22 protein-coding genes and 1 pseudogene are annotated in these 21,684 nt (G+C 45.1%); 13 read left to right on the top strand and 10 right to left on the bottom strand.

Annotation, left to right across the window (positions count from 1 at the left end):
* Positions 1-317: 317 nt before the first annotated feature.
* The 3 genes from HW45_RS00205 to HW45_RS00195 form a co-directional block, all read right to left on the bottom strand.
* Positions 318-1,442 (bottom strand): M14 family metallopeptidase, encoded by a 1,125-nt coding sequence (locus HW45_RS00205; RefSeq protein WP_038223826.1) that lies wholly within the window; start codon positions 1,440-1,442, stop codon positions 318-320.
* Positions 1,443-1,541: 99 nt separating this feature from the next.
* Entirely contained in the window at positions 1,542-2,927 is a 1,386-nt protein-coding gene (cpxA, locus tag HW45_RS00200; protein WP_038223824.1) for an envelope stress sensor histidine kinase CpxA, read from the bottom strand.
* A 2-nt stretch (positions 2,928-2,929) separates the two neighbouring features.
* Complete coding sequence (locus HW45_RS00195) at positions 2,930-3,613, bottom strand: response regulator (protein WP_038223822.1); 684 nt, start codon at positions 3,611-3,613, stop codon at positions 2,930-2,932.
* A 171-nt stretch (positions 3,614-3,784) separates the two neighbouring features.
* On the opposite strand from HW45_RS00195, the gene HW45_RS00190 reads away from it, so the two are divergent.
* The 3 genes from HW45_RS00190 to pfkA all read left to right on the top strand — a co-directional run bounded on the left by HW45_RS00190 (position 3,785) and on the right by pfkA (position 6,674).
* The gene (locus tag HW45_RS00190; RefSeq protein WP_038223821.1) at positions 3,785-4,306 is read left to right on the top strand and encodes a CpxP family protein; all 522 of its coding nucleotides are present in this window, start codon (positions 3,785-3,787) and stop codon (positions 4,304-4,306) included.
* A 218-nt stretch (positions 4,307-4,524) separates the two neighbouring features.
* Entirely contained in the window at positions 4,525-5,436 is a 912-nt protein-coding gene (gene fieF, locus HW45_RS00185) for a CDF family cation-efflux transporter FieF (RefSeq protein ID WP_038223820.1), read from the top strand.
* A 275-nt stretch (positions 5,437-5,711) separates the two neighbouring features.
* On the top strand, positions 5,712-6,674 hold the full coding sequence (gene pfkA, locus HW45_RS00180) for a 6-phosphofructokinase (protein WP_038223819.1): 963 nt from the start codon (positions 5,712-5,714) through the stop codon (positions 6,672-6,674).
* 121 nt (positions 6,675-6,795) lie between these two features.
* Here pfkA and tpiA read toward each other — a convergent pair whose 3' ends face one another.
* Complete coding sequence (gene tpiA, locus HW45_RS00175; RefSeq protein WP_006075481.1) at positions 6,796-7,569, bottom strand: triose-phosphate isomerase; 774 nt, start codon at positions 7,567-7,569, stop codon at positions 6,796-6,798.
* A 253-nt stretch (positions 7,570-7,822) separates the two neighbouring features.
* Here tpiA and HW45_RS00170 point away from each other — a divergent pair, with 253 nt between their 5' ends.
* Together HW45_RS00170 and HW45_RS00165 are read left to right on the top strand one after the other, a co-directional pair.
* Positions 7,823-8,170 (top strand): 5-carboxymethyl-2-hydroxymuconate Delta-isomerase, encoded by a 348-nt coding sequence (locus HW45_RS00170; protein WP_038223817.1) that lies wholly within the window; start codon positions 7,823-7,825, stop codon positions 8,168-8,170.
* 14 nt (positions 8,171-8,184) lie between these two features.
* Positions 8,185-8,544, top strand: a pseudogene (locus HW45_RS00165) (DUF805 domain-containing protein); the annotation flags it as partial.
* A gap of 115 nt (positions 8,545-8,659) precedes the next feature.
* On the opposite strand, the gene HW45_RS00160 reads toward HW45_RS00165, so the two are convergent.
* The 3 genes from HW45_RS00160 to glpX form a co-directional block, all read right to left on the bottom strand.
* Complete coding sequence (locus HW45_RS00160) at positions 8,660-8,989, bottom strand: DUF3135 domain-containing protein (RefSeq protein WP_038223815.1); 330 nt, start codon at positions 8,987-8,989, stop codon at positions 8,660-8,662.
* A gap of 132 nt (positions 8,990-9,121) precedes the next feature.
* Positions 9,122-9,742, bottom strand: a complete 621-nt coding sequence (locus tag HW45_RS00155; protein WP_038223813.1) for a helix-turn-helix transcriptional regulator — start codon at positions 9,740-9,742, stop codon at positions 9,122-9,124.
* A gap of 149 nt (positions 9,743-9,891) precedes the next feature.
* Entirely contained in the window at positions 9,892-10,899 is a 1,008-nt protein-coding gene (glpX, locus tag HW45_RS00150) for a class II fructose-bisphosphatase (protein WP_038223811.1), read from the bottom strand.
* A 341-nt stretch (positions 10,900-11,240) separates the two neighbouring features.
* On the opposite strand from glpX, the gene zapB reads away from it, so the two are divergent.
* The 3 genes from zapB (at position 11,241) to HW45_RS00135 (ending at position 13,376) form a co-directional block, all read left to right on the top strand.
* Positions 11,241-11,483 carry a cell division protein ZapB gene (gene zapB / locus HW45_RS00145; protein ID WP_006075487.1) on the top strand — a complete coding sequence of 81 codons (243 nt, stop codon included), beginning with the start codon at positions 11,241-11,243 and terminating at the stop codon, positions 11,481-11,483.
* A 146-nt stretch (positions 11,484-11,629) separates the two neighbouring features.
* Positions 11,630-12,283, top strand: coding sequence for a TetR/AcrR family transcriptional regulator (locus HW45_RS00140; RefSeq protein WP_006075488.1), 654 nt, complete (start codon positions 11,630-11,632; stop codon positions 12,281-12,283).
* Between the two features lie 97 nt (positions 12,284-12,380).
* Entirely contained in the window at positions 12,381-13,376 is a 996-nt protein-coding gene (locus tag HW45_RS00135) for an acetyltransferase (RefSeq protein WP_081875724.1), read from the top strand.
* A 21-nt stretch (positions 13,377-13,397) separates the two neighbouring features.
* On the opposite strand, the gene HW45_RS00130 is transcribed toward HW45_RS00135, so the two are convergent.
* Together HW45_RS00130 and gpmM are read right to left on the bottom strand one after the other, a co-directional pair.
* Positions 13,398-14,528 (bottom strand): murein hydrolase activator EnvC family protein, encoded by a 1,131-nt coding sequence (locus HW45_RS00130; RefSeq protein WP_038223809.1) that lies wholly within the window; start codon positions 14,526-14,528, stop codon positions 13,398-13,400.
* Between the two features lie 156 nt (positions 14,529-14,684).
* Positions 14,685-16,217: a 2,3-bisphosphoglycerate-independent phosphoglycerate mutase gene (gene gpmM / locus HW45_RS00125; RefSeq protein WP_038223807.1), complete on the bottom strand. Its 1,533-nt coding sequence runs from the start codon at positions 16,215-16,217 to the stop codon at positions 14,685-14,687.
* A 396-nt stretch (positions 16,218-16,613) separates the two neighbouring features.
* Here gpmM and HW45_RS00120 point away from each other — a divergent pair, with 396 nt between their 5' ends.
* From HW45_RS00120 to cysE, 4 genes are all read left to right on the top strand, one after another.
* The gene (locus HW45_RS00120; protein ID WP_031493039.1) at positions 16,614-17,048 is read left to right on the top strand and encodes a rhodanese-like domain-containing protein; all 435 of its coding nucleotides are present in this window, start codon (positions 16,614-16,616) and stop codon (positions 17,046-17,048) included.
* Between the two features lie 159 nt (positions 17,049-17,207).
* Complete coding sequence (gene secB / locus HW45_RS00115) at positions 17,208-17,675, top strand: protein-export chaperone SecB (RefSeq protein WP_031493038.1); 468 nt, start codon at positions 17,208-17,210, stop codon at positions 17,673-17,675.
* A 152-nt stretch (positions 17,676-17,827) separates the two neighbouring features.
* Positions 17,828-18,850 carry an NAD(P)H-dependent glycerol-3-phosphate dehydrogenase gene (gene gpsA / locus HW45_RS00110; protein ID WP_038223805.1) on the top strand — a complete coding sequence of 341 codons (1,023 nt, stop codon included), beginning with the start codon at positions 17,828-17,830 and terminating at the stop codon, positions 18,848-18,850.
* A 39-nt stretch (positions 18,851-18,889) separates the two neighbouring features.
* Positions 18,890-19,711 (top strand): serine O-acetyltransferase, encoded by an 822-nt coding sequence (gene cysE, locus HW45_RS00105; RefSeq protein ID WP_038223802.1) that lies wholly within the window; start codon positions 18,890-18,892, stop codon positions 19,709-19,711.
* Positions 19,712-19,769: 58 nt separating this feature from the next.
* On the opposite strand, the gene HW45_RS00100 is transcribed toward cysE, so the two are convergent.
* A complete protein-coding gene (locus HW45_RS00100) occupies positions 19,770-21,113 on the bottom strand; it encodes an MATE family efflux transporter (RefSeq protein WP_038223800.1) in 1,344 nt (447 codons plus the stop codon).
* Positions 21,114-21,345: 232 nt separating this feature from the next.
* Between HW45_RS00100 and HW45_RS00095 the strand changes: the two genes are divergently transcribed.
* A complete protein-coding gene (locus HW45_RS00095; RefSeq protein ID WP_031493033.1) occupies positions 21,346-21,636 on the top strand; it encodes a co-chaperone GroES in 291 nt (96 codons plus the stop codon).
* The last annotated feature ends 48 nt before the right edge of the window (positions 21,637-21,684 follow it).

Here is a 21,684-nt window from a genome sequence, read left to right as displayed (position 1 = left end):
TGTCTACACAGGAATGACGACGTTGTAGAGTACGTCGTAGCTAAAATTGTCGTCATCCCCGCGAAGGCGGGGAGCTACCCATAGCGCGCATCAAGCCTCAAGTAGATTCCTGTCTACACAGGAATGACGACGTTGTAGAGTACGTCGTAGTTAAAATTGTCGTCATCCCCGCGAAGGCGGGGATCTACCCATAGCGCGCATCAAGCCTCAAGTAGATTCCTGTCTATACAGGAATGACTATGTTATAGAGTATGTCGTAACCCCAATTATCGTCGCCTCTGCGCAGGCAGAAGTGACGAGATACTCTAACTGCGAGATTAAAGCTTATCCGTCACAGCTAGCGTTGCCGCTACCATGTCATGACCAAACATAATACTGCGCTCTGGTGACCAACCGTAGAAAGGATCGGGATAGTTGTTGTTATCCTTAAATGGCATTTCAATAGTGTAAGACAAGCACTTAAATTGCTCAGCAACCCAATTAGAGCCAACCGTTAGGTTAGCCTTGCCCGGTTCATCCTTATCATAGCCATAGTCGTCTTGGAACTCAGGTGTGATAGTCAGTAGTGCCTGTTTGAACGCCGATTCCAGTGATGCTAAGCGCTCATCATAAGATGGGATCCCTTCAGAGCCAGCAGCAAAGTTGTATGGAATTGCTTCGTCACCGTGAATATCAAGGAACATATCCACACCGGTTTGCAGCATACGTTCGCGTACTAGATAGACTTCAGGACTCTGTTCCATAGAAGGCGTTTGCCATTCACGGTTAAGGTTCACGCCTACTGCGTTGGTTCTAAGGTGGCCGCGAATGCTGCCATCTGGGTTCATATTTGGTACCACATACACAACGGCTTGCTCAAGTAAGGCTTGAGCGGCGGTGTCGCTGTCATCAACAAGACGCTGAATTAGGCCTTCAATAAACCATTCCGCCATAGACTCACCTGGATGCTGGCGTGCAATGATCCAAATGTTCTTCTTACCTTCTTCTGGCTCACCAAACGTTAGCAACGACATATCGTTACCATCAAGAGTATGGCCTAGAGTTTCAAGGGTGCAGTGGTGCTCGTTTTGAGCCATGTGCAATAAGTCGAGATGGCGATCGTAGCTGTAGGGAGCAAAGTAAGCGAAGTACATTGAACTTCTCTCTGGAAGGAAGCTACAGCTCAAGGTGTCACCGTCAAAGTCACAAGGAATACGGAACCACTCCTCACGATCGTAGGACGCGACAATATCGTATCCCTTCCAGCCCTCTGGATAGGCTGACTTAGCTAAGTCTATGATCTTAATGGTATGTGCTAGCTCAGGTGTTGACTCCAAGCGAAAGTGAAACCACTGATAAAATTCTGACTGATTGTCGTTGACGATTTTAAGTTGGATATCATCTTTGTCATCGGCTTTGACGACTTGGATATTGCCACTTTCAAAGTTGCTGAAGATTTTCATCGGCTGAGTTCTCTTTATTCTGTGTATTGAGCAAGACGTCGAGGCTACCACATACCGCGCCTATTTGAGTATAAATACAATGTCAGTTTCGTGCCGACTTTATAGCGGGAGCTCGACATGCATCTTTAAACCACCTAAATGGCTTCGCGATGCTGTTATCTGACCACTATGCTGCAAGATTGCGCTCTGTGTTATAGCAAGTCCCAAACCCGTGCCTCCGGAGTCTCTATCGCGAGCCGTTGATACTCGGTAGAACGGACGGAAAATATCTTGTAGCTCGTCATCTGGTACGCCTGGGCCGTCATCCTCCACAGTAATCAGCAATGTCTCTTTATGAGTAGACAGGGTGATATCAATGGTGGCTGTACCGTAACGAATGGCATTTCTTACAATATTCTCAATAGCGCTCATGAGCAGTTTCGGGTTACCAGTGACTGTGACATCTGGGATAGTGGTAAAGCGTAAGGTCTTGCCTACTTGCTCTGCTTCAAACTCAGCATCGCTGAAGATCTCCTCCCATAAGCTGCTAGCTGGTTGTGACTCGCGTGTGACATGGCTGTCAGTATTCATGCGTGACAGTTCTAAAAGCTCGCCAATCATCTGTTCTAATCGTTGAGCTTCAGTATCAATACGCAACAGTTCTTGGCTTTCACCTTGCTTACGAGTTGCGAGTGCCGTTGCCATTCTCAAGCGAGTAAGTGGCGAGCGTAGTTCATGAGAAATATCGGACAATAAACGCTGCTGTCCAGAGATCATTTGATTCACGGCCATTACCATTTGGTTAAAGCTGCTGCCTGCTTGCTTGAACTCGGATGTGCCTTTTTCCAACTCAGGATCCTGCTTGAACTCACCATTTGCCACTCGCTTCGCTGCACGCTCTAATCTTCTCGCGGGTTGGCTTAATGCCCATGCGAGCCATAAGAGTAGTGGGGTACTGACCGCCATCACGGCAAATAGCAGTTGGAATGGCTTATCAAACATTCGCAGCAAGAACGGTGGCGGCTCTGTCCAACGTAAGCCGATATACAGATAAAAATCTTGTTTGGCTAGTTTAATCGGAACGGGACCTGCGAGCATGTAGCGGCCATACAGTTTCTGCATTGGTGTATCGAATGAGTCAACAGAGGTGATAAAATTCTTGAGGATTTTGGTCTTAAAATCCGGGTGTTTCTGTGTGCTGAGAATGTTACCTTCTTTATCAACGATAAACATACTTGGGCTACGTGGCTTACGGTTACCCATATGTTTAGGTTCAGGTTTATCAAGCTGATAGATAATACGCCCAAGGTTGGTTTGTCCTTCAAAACGTTTTTCTACTTTATCTCTTAAGGACAATAACTGTTGTAGTGGCTCTCCGGAAATCTCTTTAGTGACGCGCGGATCAAGGTGCGGTAAAGCAAGCACCGCAATGAGGACCAATAACATGGTAAACCAGAATATGGCAAAGATACGGCCATAAAGGCTGGTTATCTTGGGCAGTTTCATCATTATTCCTTAACCAACAAATATCCGCGTCCACGCAGTGTCTTGATACGTGGTTTGCCATCGGCTTTTTCTGGGAGTTTTTTACGTAAATTCGAGACATGCATATCGACGGCGCGATCGAAAGCAGACAACCTTTTCCCTAGCACATCAAGACTGAGAGACTCTTTGGTTAAGGTCTCCCCTGGTTTTTGTACGAAATAGTGTAACAGTGCAAATTCTGTAGTCGTTAAGTCTAGTAACTGCCCTTGGCAGTGAGCTTCTTGTTTGCCTGGGAAAACTTGAATGTCGTCGAATGACAGGCAATCAGTAGCGGCTGATTCTGGCTTAGATTGAGTGCGACGAAGAATCGCTTTAATGCGAGCGAGCAATTCTCGATCACTAAACGGTTTCGGTAAGTAGTCATCGGCGCCAAGCTCTAGACCGATAACACGATCTATTTCCTCACCTTTAGCCGTCAGCATCAAAACAGGGGTTTCCCACTTTTCGCGTAGTTTCTTTAGGGTATCCATACCATTGAGCCGTGGCATCATGACATCCATCAATACCAGATCGATATCCTGATGCATTGCTTCTAATCCGGCGATTCCGTCATTAGCCTCAGAGATCTCAAATCCTTCAAAGCTCAAGATGTCTTTAAGTAAGCTGGTTAGCTCGGTATCGTCATCAATGATAAGTATGTGTGCCATAAACTACCTCTATCTTGTCCTGTGCCCTGTAATAATAAAGCGTTAAATATCAGAAAAAGCGATCTTTACGATTCTTTACGCTCACTGTACGTTACTTTACTCACCAGACCCTATTCTATACTCAAGCGCTGCAGAGGCAGCCATGGTATGAATCACATAAGGGTAAAGATTATGAAATTTTCAAAAAAACTGGTTATCGCTGCAACGGTTCTTCCACTAGCACTAGGTTCAGCAAGCGCATTGGCATACGGTGGTGGCAAAGGTGGTCATCATGGTAAAGGCGGCGAAGGGATGTGCGGTGGCTTCGATGGTAAGCGTATGTTCCGTGAACTTGACTTGACGGATGCACAGAAAGAGCAAATGAAAGAACTTCGTCAGGCAAACAAAGAAGCAATGAAAGCGAAATTCTCTGGTGACTTTGCTGCTAAGAAAGCGGAAATGCAAGCTCGCCAACAAAAGATGCAAGATCTAGTACTTGCTGACAATTTTGATGTGGATGCAGCGAACGCTCTGGCTTCAGAAATGGTACAGCAACAAACAGAGCGTCGTGTTCAAATGCTTGAGAAGCAACACGAAATGCTTAATATTCTAACGCCAGAGCAAAAAGTGAAGTTCAAAGAGCTTCAGCAAGAGCGAATGGAAAAGTGTTTCTCTAAAATGGAGTCTCGTGCGGAGAAGCGTGCTGCTCAGTAACCATAACGAGTTCTTGGTTCGATAATATATAGCCCCTATGAGCTTTTTAGTCAGAGGGGCTTTCGTTTATACGACGCATCAAAGAATTTTGTCCTCAGAGCCTCGTCCGAATATTTGTCACTATTTTGTGTGACATCCAGCACGCTTTTTCTATTTTTGTCATCATTTATCAGTATACTTATACCGTGTTAGCAACAAGACAGGGAACGAGTGCAAGCATGACAAAGGGCAACTACGCTAAGTTGGTGACTACCGCAGCATGGGCTGCTACCACGATCGCGACTATCCTTCTTATTACCAAAGTGGTTACATGGTGGATAACAGGTTCTGTTAGTTTGCTAGCGTCAGTGATCGACTCACTACTAGATATTGCAGCATCAGTGGTTAATTTACTGGTGGTGCGCTACTCACTGCAACCTGCTGACAAAGAACATACCTTTGGACACGGTAAGGCGGAGTCGTTAGCTGCTCTAGCACAAGCCATGTTCATTTCTGGTTCCGCTTGCTTTCTTATCTTAAACGGCGTTGATCGTTTCTTTAGACCTCATGAATTGAACTCGCCTGAGCTAGGTATTTATGTCAGCTTTTTTGCGCTAGTGGTCACCTCTGGTTTAGTTGCATTTCAGAAATACGTGGTGCGCGAAACAGGCAGTCAGGCGATAGCAGCGGACTCGTTACACTATCAAACTGACTTGTATATGAACGCCGCTATTATGATCGCGCTCGCCTTGAGTTGGTATGGTATAGGTCAAGCAGACTCAGTATTTGCCATTGGCATTGGTATCTTCATACTGGTAAGCGCCGTTAAGATGGCTTATGAAGCAATACAGTCATTGCTTGATAGACAGCTTCCTGAAGAAGAACTCGTCAGAATTCGAGAAGTGTGTAATGAGGTTGAAGGTGTCATCGGCGTCCACCAACTGCGAACACGAATGTCTGGGCCAGTGCGTTTTATTCAACTGCATTTAGAGTTAGATGATAACTTGCGTCTGATCGACGCTCATAGAATTGCCGATTGTGCAGAGGAGCGATTGATGCTGGAGTTTCCTGAAGCGGATGTCATTATCCATCAAGATCCATACTCTGTTGTGTTATCGGAAGAAAAACAGCAAAAAGAGCAGGGCTGGTAACCAATACGTAAACAAAAGTGACTGTGAAAGCATTGAGAATGGCAACTTCAAAATCGATTGTCTATTATCAAGGCTCATGATAAAAAAGTGCGATTCTGATGTGAATCAACACAATAGTTCTTATAAACTGTAATACTCTTACATAAGTAATAAAGTTACGTCGGTGATGTTTTGGGGAACACATCGAAAAATCGTAGCAATAACAACAAATTCCGTGTGTCGCTACTAGGCGGTACACTCAAAATTGAAATTAGATTGCCAAATCGAGGGTGAGCATGATTAAGAAAATCGGTGTTTTGACAAGTGGTGGTGATGCACCAGGTATGAATGCTGCGGTACGTGGCGTAGTTCGTACGGCTTTGTCAGCGGATTTAGAAGTATACGGCGTATACGACGGTTACCTAGGTCTGTATGAAGACCGCATCCAAAAACTGGATCGTTCAAGCGTTTCTGACGTTATCAACCGTGGTGGTACTTTCTTAGGTTCTGCACGCTTCCCAGAGTTTAAAGAAGTGGAAGTCCGCGAAAAAGCGATTGAAAACCTTAAGAAGCACGGTATCGATGCTCTAGTAGTTATCGGTGGTGACGGTTCGTACATGGGTGCGAAGAAGTTGACTGAAATGGGTTACCCATGTATTGGTCTACCAGGCACTATCGATAACGATATCGCAGGTACTGACTACACAATTGGTTACCTAACAGCACTGAACACTGTTATCGATGCGATTGACCGTCTACGTGACACGTCTTCATCTCACCAACGCATCTCAATCGTCGAAATCATGGGTCGCCACTGCGGTGACTTAACGCTTATGTCTGCGATTGCTGGTGGTTGTGAGTACATCATCACACCAGAAACTGGCTTGAACAAAGATCAGCTTATCAACAATATCCAAGACGGTATTGCGAAAGGTAAGAAGCACGCTATCATCGTGCTGACTGAGCTTATGATGGATGCTAACGAGCTGGCTAAAGAGATTGAGACTGCAACTGGTCGTGAAACTCGTGCAACGGTTCTAGGTCACATCCAACGTGGTGGTCGTCCAACTGCGTTTGACCGCGTACTAGCGTCTCGCATGGGTAACTATGCAGTACACCTTCTAATGGAAGGTCATGGTGGTCGTTGTGTGGGTATCCAGAAAGAGCAATTGGTACACCATGACATCATTGATGCGATCGAGAACATGAAGCGTCCAGTTCGCGATGACCTATTCAAGGTTGCAGAAGAGTTGTTCTAACTTACTGCTATTCTAAAGATAAAAACCGCGGCTTAAGTCGCGGTTTTTATTTGCCTCAATAAAATGAAGGCATAAAAAAACAGGCTCGAATGAGCCTGTTTTTCAGTAATGCGATAAGCGATTACTTAGCTTTTGCTGCTGCCGCTGCTTTAGCGATTGCTGCGAAGCTCTTAGCATCTAGAGATGCACCACCAACTAGAGCACCGTCGATGTCTGGTTGTGAGAAGTATGCTTCAGCGTTCTCTGGCTTAACAGAACCACCGTATTGAATGATTACTTGCTCAGCAACTGCAGCGTCTTTTTCTGCGATTAGAGCGCGGATAGAAGCGTGGATGCGTTGCGCATCTTCAGCTGTTGCTGCTTTACCAGTACCGATAGCCCAGATTGGCTCGTATGCGATGATAGCGTCGTTTAGCGCTTCAACACCGTATGCGTCGATTACTGCGTTGATTTGACGTGCACAAACTGCTTCAGTTTCGCCCGCTTCGTTTTGAGCTTCAGATTCACCGATACAGAAAACTGGCTTCAGGCCATTTTCTTTTAGGAAAGCAAATTTCTTAGCGATGAACTCGTCAGATTCGTTGTGGTATTCACGACGCTCTGAGTGACCAATGATGATGTGAGAAGCACCAAAGTCTTTAAGCATTTCTGGAGACATGTCGCCAGTGAATGCACCGCTGTTGTTTAGGTCTGTGTTTTGTGCACCAAGAATGATCTTGTTGCCGCCTTCAGCGATTACGCGCTCTGCTAGGTCGATGTATAGTGCAGGTGGAGCTACCGCCACGTCTACACCAGTTACGCCTTCAAGTTCAGCGTTTAGGCCAGTTAGCAGCTCAGTTACCATTGCTTTGCTGCCGTTGAGTTTCCAGTTACCCATAACTACAGGTTGACGCATGAGATTTTCTCCAAAATCAGTGTTTGTAAAAAACGAATGTAAAAAATAAACGTGATTACGAAAGAATATAACAGATTAATTCATGTAGATCATGATTGGGGTCATTTCTTTATCGCTTTGACGTTTTATCCTAGTAAACAAGCCCAGAAGCTCACCTCAGTGATCCAGTAAACAGAATAATAGAATACTTCTCGGAATTTTCCTTATAGCTTGTTATACCTTGTCGCTTGATGGTTAAAAATAGGGATGTACCATGCCAAACCTTGTACTAGAGTACTCAAATACAGCGGACGAAAGACTGAATGTTCAGGGGTTGCTGGAAGACTTACACAGAGTCACGCTAAACTGTGGATTATTCGAGAAAGATTCTGTGAAATCACGCTCTTTACGTAGCCACAATTGGTTGATTGGTGAGTATGGAGACAGTGAAGATTTTGTTCATATTAGCTTTGAACTTTTGTCAGGTCGCACTGAGGAACAGAAAAGAGAGCTTTCGAGAAAGTTAATGGAAGTACTTCGAGAGCAGGCGGGACATATCAAAAGCTTGACGGTCAATGTCCGTGATATGGATAAAAGCTGCTTTCAAAAAATTACCAATTAAAAAGAGATTATGTGATGTCGTTTAAATCGTTACTGTTTTCGTTTCAAGGTCGTGTGGGACGCAAAACATTCTGGATGTGGAATGTCTGTTATTACCTTGCCATTATGATTTTTGCTCAAGGTATGAACGTACTGTTCCCGGCATTGGTACATATTTTGTTGCCAATCTTCTTGCTCATTATCTTGATTCCAGATTTGGCGATTACGGCAAAGCGTTGGCATGATCGTAATAAATCGAGTTGGTGGCTATTGCTGAATATCCCATTGGTCTTTGGTCGAATGAGCCTGCCGACATTGGATCCAGCAACCGCAGCTCAGCCGTCCATGGTACAAAGTGTTATCTCCTTTGCTGCGCTGGCTTGTGGTTTGTGGATATGAGTTGAATGTGGCTTTATGAAAGGCACAGAAGGCGAAAACCAGTATGGACGTGAGCCTCAATAAGATTGACGAATAATCAAAAAGGGAAGCATAGCTTCCCTTTTTTGTTGGTTTAGCGCCATTCTTCAGGTTTAGAGAAAGGCAAAATATCGGCGCTTTTGTTGCTCTCTGACGCTTCTCCATTTAAGGCTTGCGAGAATTTAACGATTTGACGATGCAATTCTTGACGTAATAACACATTGGCGTGAATGGGGTTTTTGGCGCGCTGTAAAACCCGTTCAATGTGAGATTGTTGAGCGTGCAGTCGAGGCTGCATCTCATCAGAACAGGTAGCGATAAACTGCTGGGACAAGTCGTGACGCAGTCGACTCAACTTCTCGGGGTTGTCCTTGGCCATTGCGGCTAGTTCATCGAATGACGGTAGAGTAATAGGCGTTACCATGTACGTTCCTCACCAAAAGAATCTCCATGCATATAATCAGCGTAGGAGTTAATGAGAAAAGACAAAATAAAACTGTAAATAGTCTCAGGAGTGAGACGAGCCAGCAGCGTTGCTATGAGCTGTTTATTGAAGTTAGCTTCTGTTGCTAAAGATATATACGCAGCGACGAGCACCTTGAACAATATGTTCGTCTCGTTGAACCGAAATATCGTTACCAACGAGGGCTTGAAAGACATTCAGCTCAGACTGACACAGAGTTTCACAGCGTTGTGCGGCTTTACAGATTGGGCAGTGATTTTCAATTAAGACAAAACCATCTTCAACCTGTTGAAATTCAGCCATGTACCCATCCTTATCGCGCAGTTCAGTGAGTTTCTCTACTTTACTTTGTAGGTCGGGAAGGCTGTCAAAATGAGGACGATAAGTCGCGAGGGTGTTTGCTTCGCGCTCTTTGGATACTTTATTGAGTCCTTCAGTACCAAACACTTGTTCAATTGCATCAATAAACTGAACCGTTAAATCACTGTGGCGATCGGAAAACTGGGCATGCCCTTTGGCAGTGAGTGACCAATGTCGATTCGGTCGACCTACTTTAACTTTAACATCTTCAAAACGTAGAAATCCTTCCTCTTCTAGGCCCTGCAAATGTTGCCTAGCGCCCATCGTGGTGATGTTTAAACGTGAAGCAATCTGTTTAGCGGTGACTGCTCCTTCTCGTTTTATGATGTCAATAATCTGGTCAGTGGCTTTCATTAGTGCGTCCGTTTCTCTTAAATCAGCCTATGGATAACGATAGTTGGGGTATTATGGCGAATAAGGTTAATAAAGCAAATTATTTACTATCTTCATAATAGATGAAAAAAACGCTGGCTACAGCCAGCGCTTTATTTCAATAATGGCGATTATAAAATGATATCGCGAATCTCTGGGTCTTTACGCTCTAAATAGTGCGTTGATTTAATACGGCGAATCGTACGGCAGCGGCCACGAATAAGCAGTGTTTCACTAGTCGCGATATTGCCCTGACGTGTGATGCCTTCAAGCAGGTCACCTTTAGTAATGCCTGTTGCCGAGAACACCACATTGTCACTACGTGCCATGTCTTCCATGCGAAGCACAATGTTGGCTTTGACACCCATATGTGCGCAGCGCTCAAGTTCAAGCTCACCCGCTTTACGGTTTTCTTCGTTATCGCCTTTCACTTCATGACGTGGAAGTAAGCGACCATGCATGTCACCATCTAGAGCACGAATAACAGCGGCAGAAACTACGCCTTCTGGTGCGCCACCAATGCAATACATAACATCTACTTCACTATCCGGCATACAAGTCAGAATAGACGCAGCTACATCACCATCTGGCACAGCAAAAACACGTACGCCCATGGCTTGCATCTCAGCGATAATGTCATCATGACGTGGCTTTGCCAGTGTCGTAACCACAAGCGTATCAAGAGATTTGCCTAAGGCCGCTGCAATGTTGGTTAAGTTTTCAGAAAGTGGTTTGTCTAGGTCGATAACCCCTTTAGCGCCTGGGCCCACTACCAACTTTTCCATGTACATATCAGGTGCTTTCAAGAAGCTGCCTTTTTCACCAGCGGCTAGAACAGCAAGTGCATTCGACTGACCCATCGCTGTCATGCGAGTACCTTCAATAGGGTCAACCGCGATATCAACAGCGTCACCACCAATACCAACTTGCTCACCGATATACAGCATAGGTGCATCATCAATCTCACCTTCACCAATAACGATTTCACCTTCGATATCGGTTTTGTTCAGTAGGCTGCGCATGACTTCTACTGCGGCACCATCCGCAGCATTCTTGTCGCCACGTCCAAGCCATTTATAACCTGCTAGGGCGGCACCTTCGGTAACTCGTGAAAAAGCCATTGCTAAATCGCGCTTCATACTGACTCCAATTAAATGAAAAATGACAAAAGGATTTATGGCGCGAATTCTAGCATATCCAAAAGGAAACGTTTGCTTTTTTGTGGTTTTGGTCGCTATCTTGTCGCTAAGTTATGATTACTCATTGAGAAAGTGCAGGGAGAAAGGTCAGAGTAAAGTGATAGCAGGGAAGGTTTGACAAGTTTTAGGTAAAGCTTATGTCATTTTGCGATGCTTTTTTGACCGAATGGTGAAAAATCTGCAATATAGGGCGTGTCTATCTTCTCTATGCTGAGTAGAATGGGACAATATAGAGTATGAAGTCTTTTCATGTCACAGAATTAAATTAAGGGTAGGCCGAGATGTCTTTTGAAGTACTGGAACAACTAGAAGCAAAAATTCAAACTGCAGTTGACACAATCGCGCTTCTTCAAATGGAAGTTGAAGAACTGAAAGAAGAAAAAGTGCAACTAGCAAATCAAGCGGAAGAGCTACGTAATAGCCGTGAAGAATTGGTTCAAAAGACTGAGCAAATGCAACGTGAGCACGGCCAATGGCAAGAGCGTATTCGTAACCTGCTTGGTAAAATGGACGAAGTAGAGTAATTCATTCGTCAAACGTATTCGAAAGCACTCATTTGAGTGCTTTTTTTATATCATTTGGTCTAACCAGTGCGACTCACCGTCTCATGACTTTTCGTACACAACTTGAGCACGTATACTAACCCCAACTAGGGAAAGGAAAAGTTAGAATGAAAACACGTGACAAAATAGTGTATGCCGCCCTCGACTTATTTAATTTAGATGGCGAGCGCAACGTGACGACCAACCATATTGCTGCTCATATCGAGATTAGCCCAGGTAACCTCTATTACCACTTTCGCAATAAACAAGAGATAGTGAGAGAGATCTTTGCGCTGTATTCGCAAGAGCTCATTGAACGTTTTACTCCTATCCAAGGTCAGCAAGAAAGTTTGGCGCTCCTCAAGCACTATCTTGATTCTATCTTTAATCTAATGTGGAAATATCGTTTCTTCTACGCCAACCTGCCAGAGATTCTGCAACGTGATCCTAAGCTACACGAAGAGTATATTGAGGTTCAGGAGCGATTGCAGGGTAACTTAGTTAATATCCTAAGAGCCTTTGTTGAACTCGATTTATTGACGATTAACGAGAAAGAACTTAAGTCATTGGTGACCACTCTGCATATGATGGCGGTTGGTTGGTTGAGCTACCAATCGGCGATGTCACCGAAGACTCAAATTACTGAAGAGGTAATTCAGCAGGGTATGCTACACATGATTAATGTCGTGAAGCCACTATCAACGGCAAAAGGTCGTGAACAGCTGTCTCTACTAGAAGATGGTGTAAAAATGATGGGGTCGACAGACAGTCGCTCGCTCTAACGGCATGATATATAGCCAATTCATCTTGTTACAAACCCTGCTATCTTAGTAGGGTTTGTTGTTTTAGACACCAGATTAATTGGAGAGTGACGACGGGATGGCTGATAACGAAATGAAAGCAAAAACTCACTATGATGTATTTAATGGTGATGCCGATGGTATTTTGTCATTGCTGCAATTGCGATTAGCTCAGCCGAAAGAAACACAGCTGATCTCAGGGATTAAGCGTGATATTGCGCTGTTACAGCGAGTCCCCGTCGCAGAAGCAGGCTCTGTTACAGTGCTCGACATCTCCATGGATAAAAACCAAAACGCCTTAGATGAGCTTTTGGATCATAATGTGCCTATTACTTATATCGATCACCACAAAGCATCAACTATTCCCCACAGCGACATTTTGGATGCGCATATCGACCTTGATGCCAATACGTGCACCGCACTGATTGTAGATAAGCTATTACAAGGTCAGTATCGAACTTGGGCGATTGCTGCGGCCTATGGAGATAATATGTTGAGTAGTGCTGAGCATTTAGCGAATGAGCTTAAACTCACGCACGAGCAACGACACTTTCTCAAGCAATTAGGAACCTTGGTGAATTACAACGGTTATGGAGAGAGTTTAGCTGATCTGCATTTTGACCCAGTCATCCTTTATCAGGCGTTATTGGCGTACCCTGACCCGTTTGATTGCCAGAAAGACGCCTCTTCTCCGTATTATACTCTTAAATCGGCGTTTGAGAGTGATGAAATAGCGTTAGAGGGAACGGAAACTGTCTTTGAGTCGGACATCTTGAAAGTGGTAAAGCTGCCAGCAACGCCAGCGGCGAGGAGAATGTCGGGGACTTGGATAAATCGCTTGGCGAATGAAGCGCCTGACCAAGCTCATATTTCGTTAGTGCCGAGAAGCGGCTCGAGCAAAAGCGCTAGTTATACCGTTTCAGTCAGGGCTCCGCTGAACAATAAGCAAGGCGCTGCTGAGATTTGTAGTCAGTTTGCCACAGGTGGTGGGCGAGAGGCGGCAGGGGGCATCAATGAGTTGCCGGAGCATGAGGTAGAGCGACTGATTCAAGTCGCTCAAGAGTGTTATCGCTAAGTACCCACACTTGGCTTTACGTTATCGTTTTAGCCAGCTTTTTGGGTTTTGTACTTTACTGTTGCGGCGGATTTCGAAATACAGCGATGAGCTTGATTGACCGCCCGTGTCACCAGCAAGTGCGATGGTCTCTCCTGCGGAGACTTTATCCCCTTCTTTTTTCAGCAATGTCTGGTTATAACCATAAAGCGTCATGTCACCTTTACCATGGTCCAATAGTACCACCAGTCCGTAGCCGCGTAGGTAGTCGGCGAAGACGACAGTACCAGAATAAACAGACTTTATAGATTCTCCGTAATTAGCTTGAATAACCATGCCTTTCCAGTTCACTTGTCCAGTTTGCTTGGTCCCAAAGCTATGTAGAACTTTCCCTTTTACCGGCCAAGGCAGCTTACCTTTCTGTCGAGCCAGACCATCCATAGGTACTTGATTGCGCTTAGCAGCTTTGGCGATTTCCGCCTTCAAGCGTGTTTCATTACGTTGCAGTTCAGCTAGGTAGGTCTTATCGCTTGAGATGCTCTTTCTGATTTTAGATACCGTACTTTTGCGACTGGCTTGGTTTTTCGCAAGAGAGTTTCGCTTGTCTTTTTGTTGCTCGAGTAATTGTGCAATTTGATTACGTTCAAGCTCAAGGGCACGTTCACTCTCTGCCAGCTCCAGTTCAGTTTGTGCTAATTTCTCCAAAGTCTCTGCACGTGCTTTGGCAAGATATTGGTAGTACTGGCTAATACGGTCTTCATCTGGATTTGTACTAAACACACTCGAGGCTGAGTTGTTCTGCTTTGTCACGTAATAGGTTTGCACCAACTCGGCGAGAATCTTTTGCTGCTGTTTTTTCTGCTCGGTGAGCTCTTCGACTTGTTGATGAAAACTATCGAGGTTGCGATTAGCTTGAGCAAGTTGAGCGGTGGTCGATTTTATCTCTTTCTCAATGTTAGAAATGCCGACTTCTTGTTGACGCAAAGACTTTTGTAATTTATCGAGCTCTTTTTGCTGCGCAGACAGTTCTTTCTGTTGGCGTGTAATTTCGCTCTTTACGCCAGTCAGTTCATTTTGGTTGGCTAAAGTGAGAGTCGGGTATGTAACAAGCCCGATGCTAAGAATCCATGCCGATATAGAGGGGATGAAAGGCGTTTTATTATTGGGTTTCATTCTACTTCCGTTAAAAATACCGACCAAGTCTGTTCGTGCCCAGATGCGCAACCACCATTATATCCACACTTAGGGCCAGAGGTGCAAGCATACAAAAACGCCGATGCGTATGCACCGGCGTTTTATCAAGCTTATGTCATTACTTTGCGAAGCTGATTACTTAACCAGTACGTCGCCAGACATTTCTGCTGGAATTTCCATGCCAGTCATAGAAAGCATAGTTGGAGCTAGATCAGACAGCTTACCACCTTCTTTGAACTCAACCGCTTTATCACCTACGTAAATCAGCGGTACTGGTAGGTTAGTGTGAGCAGTGTGAGTACCACCTGTCTCAGGGTCCACCATCATTTCAGCGTTACCGTGGTCAGCAGTGATCAGCATTTGACCGCCAACTTCTTTAATCGCTTCAACCACTTTACCTACACTTGCGTCTAGAGCTTCAATCGCTTGCTCAGCGGCTTCGTATACGCCTGTATGGCCAACCATATCTGCGTTTGGATAGTTACAGATAATAGTGTCGTATTTACCTGACTTGATAGCCGCAACCATTTTTTCAGTCAGCTCTTCAGAGCTCATCTCTGGTTGTAGGTCATAAGTAGCCACTTTTGGAGAAGCAACAAGTTGACGCTCTTCGCCGTCAAATTCGTTCTCAACACCACCGTTGAAGAAGAAAGTGACGTGTGCGTACTTTTCTGTCTCAGAAATACGTAGCTGAGTTTTGCCTGCTTTAGATAGCCACTCACCGTAAGTGTTTTCAAGAGAGGCTGGTGGGAATGCACATGCAAGTGGGATATCAGCTGCGTATTGAGTCAGCATAACGAAGTCAACCGCTGGGAAGACTTTACGCTCGAAACCATCAAATGCAGGTACGAATGCACGAGTAATTTCACGAGCACGGTCAGCACGGTAGTTCATGAAGATAACGGCATCGCCATCAACGATAGCAGCTGACTCTTGGCCTTCTGCACGAATTTCTGTTGGTGCAACGAATTCATCGTTTTCATCACGAGAGTAAGCCGCTTCTAGACCTGCAACTGCAGAATCAAATGTGAAGGCGCCTTCTGCTTGAGTCAGTAGGTCGTACGCTTTTTCTACGCGATCCCAGTTGTTATCACGATCCATTGCATAGTAACGACCAACAAGAGACGCTACACGGCCTTTGCCTAGCTCTGCAAATAGAGCGTCAAAGCGTTGCAGTGAACCTTCCGCGCTACGTGGTGGTGTGTCACGACCGTCTAGGAAGCAGTGTAGGTAGATTTTCTCTGCGCCACGCTCTGCTGCCATTTTCACTGCAGCGTAGATGTGATCTTCGTGAGAGTGAACGCCACCTGGAGACATAAGGCCCATTAGGTGAACCGCTTTACCTGCTGCGATAGCTTTATCCATTGCCGCAACAAGGATTTCGTTTTGACCGAATTCACCGTCAGTAATAGATTTTGTGATGCGAGTAAGGTCTTGGTATACCACGCGACCAGCACCAATATTGGTGTGACCCACTTCTGAGTTACCCATTTGACCATCCGGTAGACCTACGTCCATGCCAGAAGCCGAAATTAGTGTACGTGGATTGTTTGCCCACAAGCCGTCCATAACTGGAGTTTTTGCGTTGTTGATTGCGTTGCTTGCGTTGTCTTCACGGTAACCCCAACCGTCAAGAATCACTAGAGCCATTGGCTTCTTAGCTGACATAGTTATAACCTCGTCAAATCGATAGTAACTTTACAGAAAACAAATTAGCGTAATTTTACTACACTTTTTAACCAAAACTGTAGTGGCAGATCAAATAATGTTTGTGATTGCCGTTACTTGTTTTCAGTTTTGGACAGTTGAAACCACTAATAGTTTTCCGCGTGAGGTAATCATAGACGCTATTTTTGGATGATTCCTCGCCTTTGTTTCTATTAATACGCCTTTACTAGCAGGTTTGGCTAATTGGTTTTCTCTATCTCTGCAATAGTAATGTCGTCTGGGTTGAGGAGAGGGATCTCAATTCTTTGTTCGAAACATTTTCCCCTCTCGCCAGAGCACGACTAAGCCGCTATACTCCTCGACTGATTTAATGTTCAACTATTAAGAGCGCAAGCTATGCAAGAGTATTTAGAATTTTTTCAACAAAACATGATCATGGCACTAGTGTGGGTTGCACTATTCGTCGCTCTGATTGCCAACATCTTCAAATCAGCAAATGCTGCATATAAAGAAGTATCGGCTGCGCAAGTGACTCATATGATGAACCGTGAGAATGGTTTAGTGGTTGATATTCGTTCAAAAGACGACTTCAAGCGTGGCCATATTACTGACTCGGTAAATGTGCTGCCGTCTGATATTAAGTCAGGTTCAATCCCAAGCCTTGAAAACCATAAATCAGACCCAATCATTGTTGTATGTAAGACTGGTCAAACAGCGCAAGAGAGCGCGAATCTGCTAGCTAAAGCAGGGTTTGAGAAAGTTTACTTGCTGAAAAATGGTCTGACGGCATGGAGCGAAGCGAACCTGCCACTGATCAAAGGCAAAAAGTAATCGAGAATTTTGAGTAATTTCGCGGCAGTTATGACTAAGGGATGTGATAAGTGCCACGGAATTAACGGCTCGCCTAGTCATAGAAGATTGGCTCGGATAGTCTGCAAGACAACTCATAAACGTTTTTGACAATTTTAGACGTATTTAAGGAAAAACATCATGGCTGAAGCAGCTCCACAAGAAGCACAACAAAACTTCGCAATCCAACGCATCTTTCTAAAAGACGTATCTTTTGAAGCGCCAAACTCGCCAGATATGTTCCAGAAAGATTGGAACCCAGATGTTAAGCTAGATCTTGACACTCAAAGCCGTGAACTAGGCCAAGGCATCTATGAAGTTGTTCTTCGCCTAACTGTGACTGTGAAAAACGCAGAAGACACAGCATTCCTATGTGAAGTTCAACAAGGCGGTATTTTCACTGCTGAGCAGATGGAAGCAGGTCAACTTGCACATTGCTTAGGCGCGTTCTGCCCGAACATCCTATTCCCATATGCTCGTGAAACTATTTCTAGCCTAACGATGAAAGGTACGTTCCCTCAACTGAACCTAGCGCCAGTTAACTTTGACGCTCTGTTCATGAACTACCTACAACAGCAAGCTCAACAAGAAGGCCAAGCAGAAGCTTAAGCCTTTTTCGCAGAACATATTTTCTGCACGAGTAAGCGAAGTGAATAGACTTAGCTAATAAAAATGCACAGCGCATCGCGATGTGCATTTTTTATTTGCTCCGTACGGAGTAGACTAACTACATTAAGCCATAACGAAAATTTGGTGGTGTTATGAATAACGCATATGGAAAAGAAATCGCAATGACCGTTATCGGTGCCGGTTCTTATGGAACCTCATTGGCGATCTCTCTTGCTCGTAACGGAGCAAACGTGGTGATTTGGGGACACGAGCCTGAACACATGGCGAAGCTTGAAGCAGACAGAGCCAATCATGAGTTCTTGCCTGGGATTGAATTTCCAGAAACGTTGATTGTCGAGTCTGACTTGAACAAAGCCGTTCAAGCCAGTCGCGATCTTTTGGTTGTGGTACCGAGCCATGTATTTGGTATTGTGCTTAACAGCATCAAGCCTCATCTTCGTCAAGACAGCCGCATCTGCTGGGCAACCAAGGGTCTAGAGCCTGAAACGGGTCGATTGTTGAAGGATGTTGCTCATGACATTATTGGTGATGACTATCCGTTGGCAGTGCTTTCTGGACCTACTTTTGCCAAAGAGTTGGCAGCGGGACTTCCAACTGCGATTGCCGTGGCCGCTCCAAATGCTGAGTTTGTGGCTGATCTTCAAGAAAAAATCCACTGTAGTAAAACCTTCCGTGTTTATGCCAACGATGACTTTACTGGCATGCAATTGGGCGGTGCGGTGAAAAACGTGATTGCGATTGGTGCGGGTATGTCGGACGGCATCGGTTTTGGTGCAAACGCACGTACCGCGCTGATTACCCGAGGCCTAGCTGAAATGACACGTCTAGGTGCTGCCTTGGGTGCCAAGCCGGATACCTTTATGGGTATGGCAGGTCTTGGTGATCTAGTACTGACGTGTACTGATAACCAGTCTCGTAACCGCCGTTTTGGTTTGGCACTTGGTCAGGGTAAAGATGTGGATACGGCTCAGACAGAGATCGGTCAGGTTGTTGAAGGCTACCGCAATACTAAAGAGGTATGGTTGCTATCTCAGCGCATGGGTGTGGAAATGCCAATTGTTGACCAAATCTATCAAGTACTGTATCAAGGTAAAGACGCAAGACTTGCAGCGCAAGATTTGCTTGCTAGGGATAAAAAAGCGGAGCAGCAATAACGCTCTGTTGGTGATTGAGTACCAGTCGTAGGACAAGAAATGAAACACTGTGAAAAGAAGAATGTCTGGGAGTGCATTGTAAGAGAAGCGCGCGAGCAAGCAGAGCAAGAGCCGATGCTTGCGAGTTTCTATCATGCCACCATAATCAACCACGAAAGCTTTGGTGCAGCATTAAGCTACATTTTAGCCAATAAGCTGAAGACTGCGTCAATGCCAGCAATGGCAGTACGTGAAGTGGTTGAGCAAGCGTTTAATGCTGATCCATCAATTACTGATGCAGCTGCTTGTGACATTTGTGCGACAGTGAACCGAGATCCTGCGGTTGCCATGTACTCAATGCCGCTACTTTATCTGAAAGGCTACCATGCACTACAAGGCTATCGTGTCGCCAATTGGCTGTGGAACCAAGGGCGTATGGCTCTTGCGACCTATTTACAAAACCAAATATCCGTTGCGTGTCAGGTAGACATCCACCCTGCGGCTCGCATTGGTAAAGGAATCATGCTTGACCACGCCACCGGCATTGTTATTGGTGAAACCGCTGTCGTTGAAAATGATGTTTCCATCTTGCAGAACGTCACACTAGGCGGTACCGGTAAAGAGTGCGGTGATCGACATCCTAAGATCCGTGAAGGCGTTATGATTGGCGCTGGGGCGAAGATTCTAGGTAATATTGAAGTCGGTAAGGGAGCCAAAATTGGTTCTTGCTCTGTGGTACTTCAACCAGTACCTCCGCATACTACTGCTGCTGGTGTTCCTGCAAAGATTGTCGGTAAACCGAAAACCGATAAACCATCACTAGATATGGATCAGCAATTTAACGGTAAGTCACAAACCTTTATGGGCGGAGATGGTATTTAAACAAGCCTGAGAAATGAATCAAAAACGTAGAGCCAAGGTATCAGCCTTGGCTTTATTTTTAACTGGCTTGGTACAGATGTTTTTTTCTCACACCAAGCGCATAAAGATACGCCAATACTCCGCCCAGAACATTACCGACTGCAACGCCAATAAACATGCCTTCGACATCATAATAATGGCTACCTAGGGCCGCGGCTGGCAAGGTGAAGACAAACAGTCTCATCGCACTCCACATAAAGGCTTTGTTCGGTTCGTGTAACGCATTCATACCACTACCCAGCATCATGATGATCCCTTGGAATCCATAGCTGAATGGTACTACGAGTAAGTAATGCCAAAGAATGTCTCTTACGGCTTGTTCTTGGGAAAACAGCGCAGAAATTGGAATGCTGAGTGGTACCATCATTGCGAAGATAAACAGCTGGAATACGATCGAAAACCGCATACTCAAAAATAAGCCGGCAAAACTTCGATCAGGCTGTTTGGCGCCAAAGTTCTGTGACATAAATGGCGTTAGTGCAGAGCTTAGCGAGATTAAAACCAAAATTAGAATCGACTCAACACGCTGTGCAGCTCCATAAGCGGCGACCGCAGCGGTGCCATGAGAAGACAGCATCTTCATTAAAATTGCACCTGAGATCGGAGACATGGCCGTTGATAGTCCTGATGGTGTTCCAATGCGTAATATAGCGATCCAATCTTGCCAAATTTCCGTAGGTTTGAGCTTACCCAATAACTTTTCGCGTTTGATGAGCACAAACAGCGAGCCAGACAGCGCTCCAAACCAAGCAATGCCGCTAGCAATGGCAGCACCTTGAATGCCCAACTCTGGGAAAGGGCCTATACCGAAGATCAACAGAGGGTCGAGCACGCCATTTATGAAACCGGATAGCATCATGATCTTTGCGGGGGTTTTGGTATCACCAGTAGCTCGAATCGCACTGTTTCCCGCCATCGGAATAACCAGCAATGGTACCGTTAAATACCAGATCACCATGTACTCGCTGATTAATGGAATGATGTCATCGCTAGCTCCAAGCAGTTTAAATAGTGGCTCTATGGTCAGCAGCCCGAATGCTGAGGCAATGGTCACAAGTACCACCGCGAGCAGTAATCCGTGCGTGGCAAAACGAGCCGCGTTTTGAGTATTTCCTTGTCCCAGTAATCGCCCAATATTGGTAGAGAGTCCCATACCAATACCCATGGTGATGCAATTGACTCCAAACGTAACCGGAAAAGTAAAGCTGATAGCGGCCAGTGCTTGTGTGCCAAGCAGCGATATAAAGAAGGTATCAACGAGGTTAAATGCCAAGATTGCAACCATGCCAAATACCATAGGAACAGTCATGTTTCTAAGGACAGTAGAGATGGGAGCAGAAAGTAGGCCGTGTTTATCTTGCATGGCATTCAGTGCTGATGAAACAGGCGCTTAGAATACAGCAATTGATGAGTTGGTGCGAGAATGGGTTTGGTAAGGAAGGTCATTCACTAGCCAAAGCTCATTTTCGTTATTTTTGTCACAATTTTTTGTCATGCTGCCCTTGGGATCGTAGAAAACGCCCCCAACATATTCAACACAAGGCCTTGAAGGCTATCTAATAAGCTAAATGGAAAATAATCAGGAGAATCGACCGATGAATATCCGTCCTCTACACGACCGAGTTATCGTTGAGCGCCAAGAAGTTGAATCTAAATCTGCTGGCGGCATCGTTCTAACTGGTTCTGCTGCAGAAAAATCGACACGTGGTACTGTTTTGGCTGTGGGCAAAGGCCGCATTCTAGAAAACGGTACAGTACAGCCATTGGACGTGAAAGTAGGTGATACGGTTATCTTTGCTGAAGGCTACGGCACGAAAACAGAAAAGATCGACGGTAAAGAAGTTCTGATCATGTCTGAAAATGACATCATGGCTATCGTTGAATAATTAAGTAGACGTTGAGTAATTTTTTACTCTAAACAAGCTATCCACTGA

The sequence above is a fragment of the Vibrio sp. ER1A genome, from assembly GCF_000733315.1.
GTDB lineage: Bacteria > Pseudomonadota > Gammaproteobacteria > Enterobacterales > Vibrionaceae > Vibrio > Vibrio mediterranei.
Note: the sequence above shows the minus strand (reverse complement) of the source record. Positions and strands in the feature narration are given on the sequence as shown.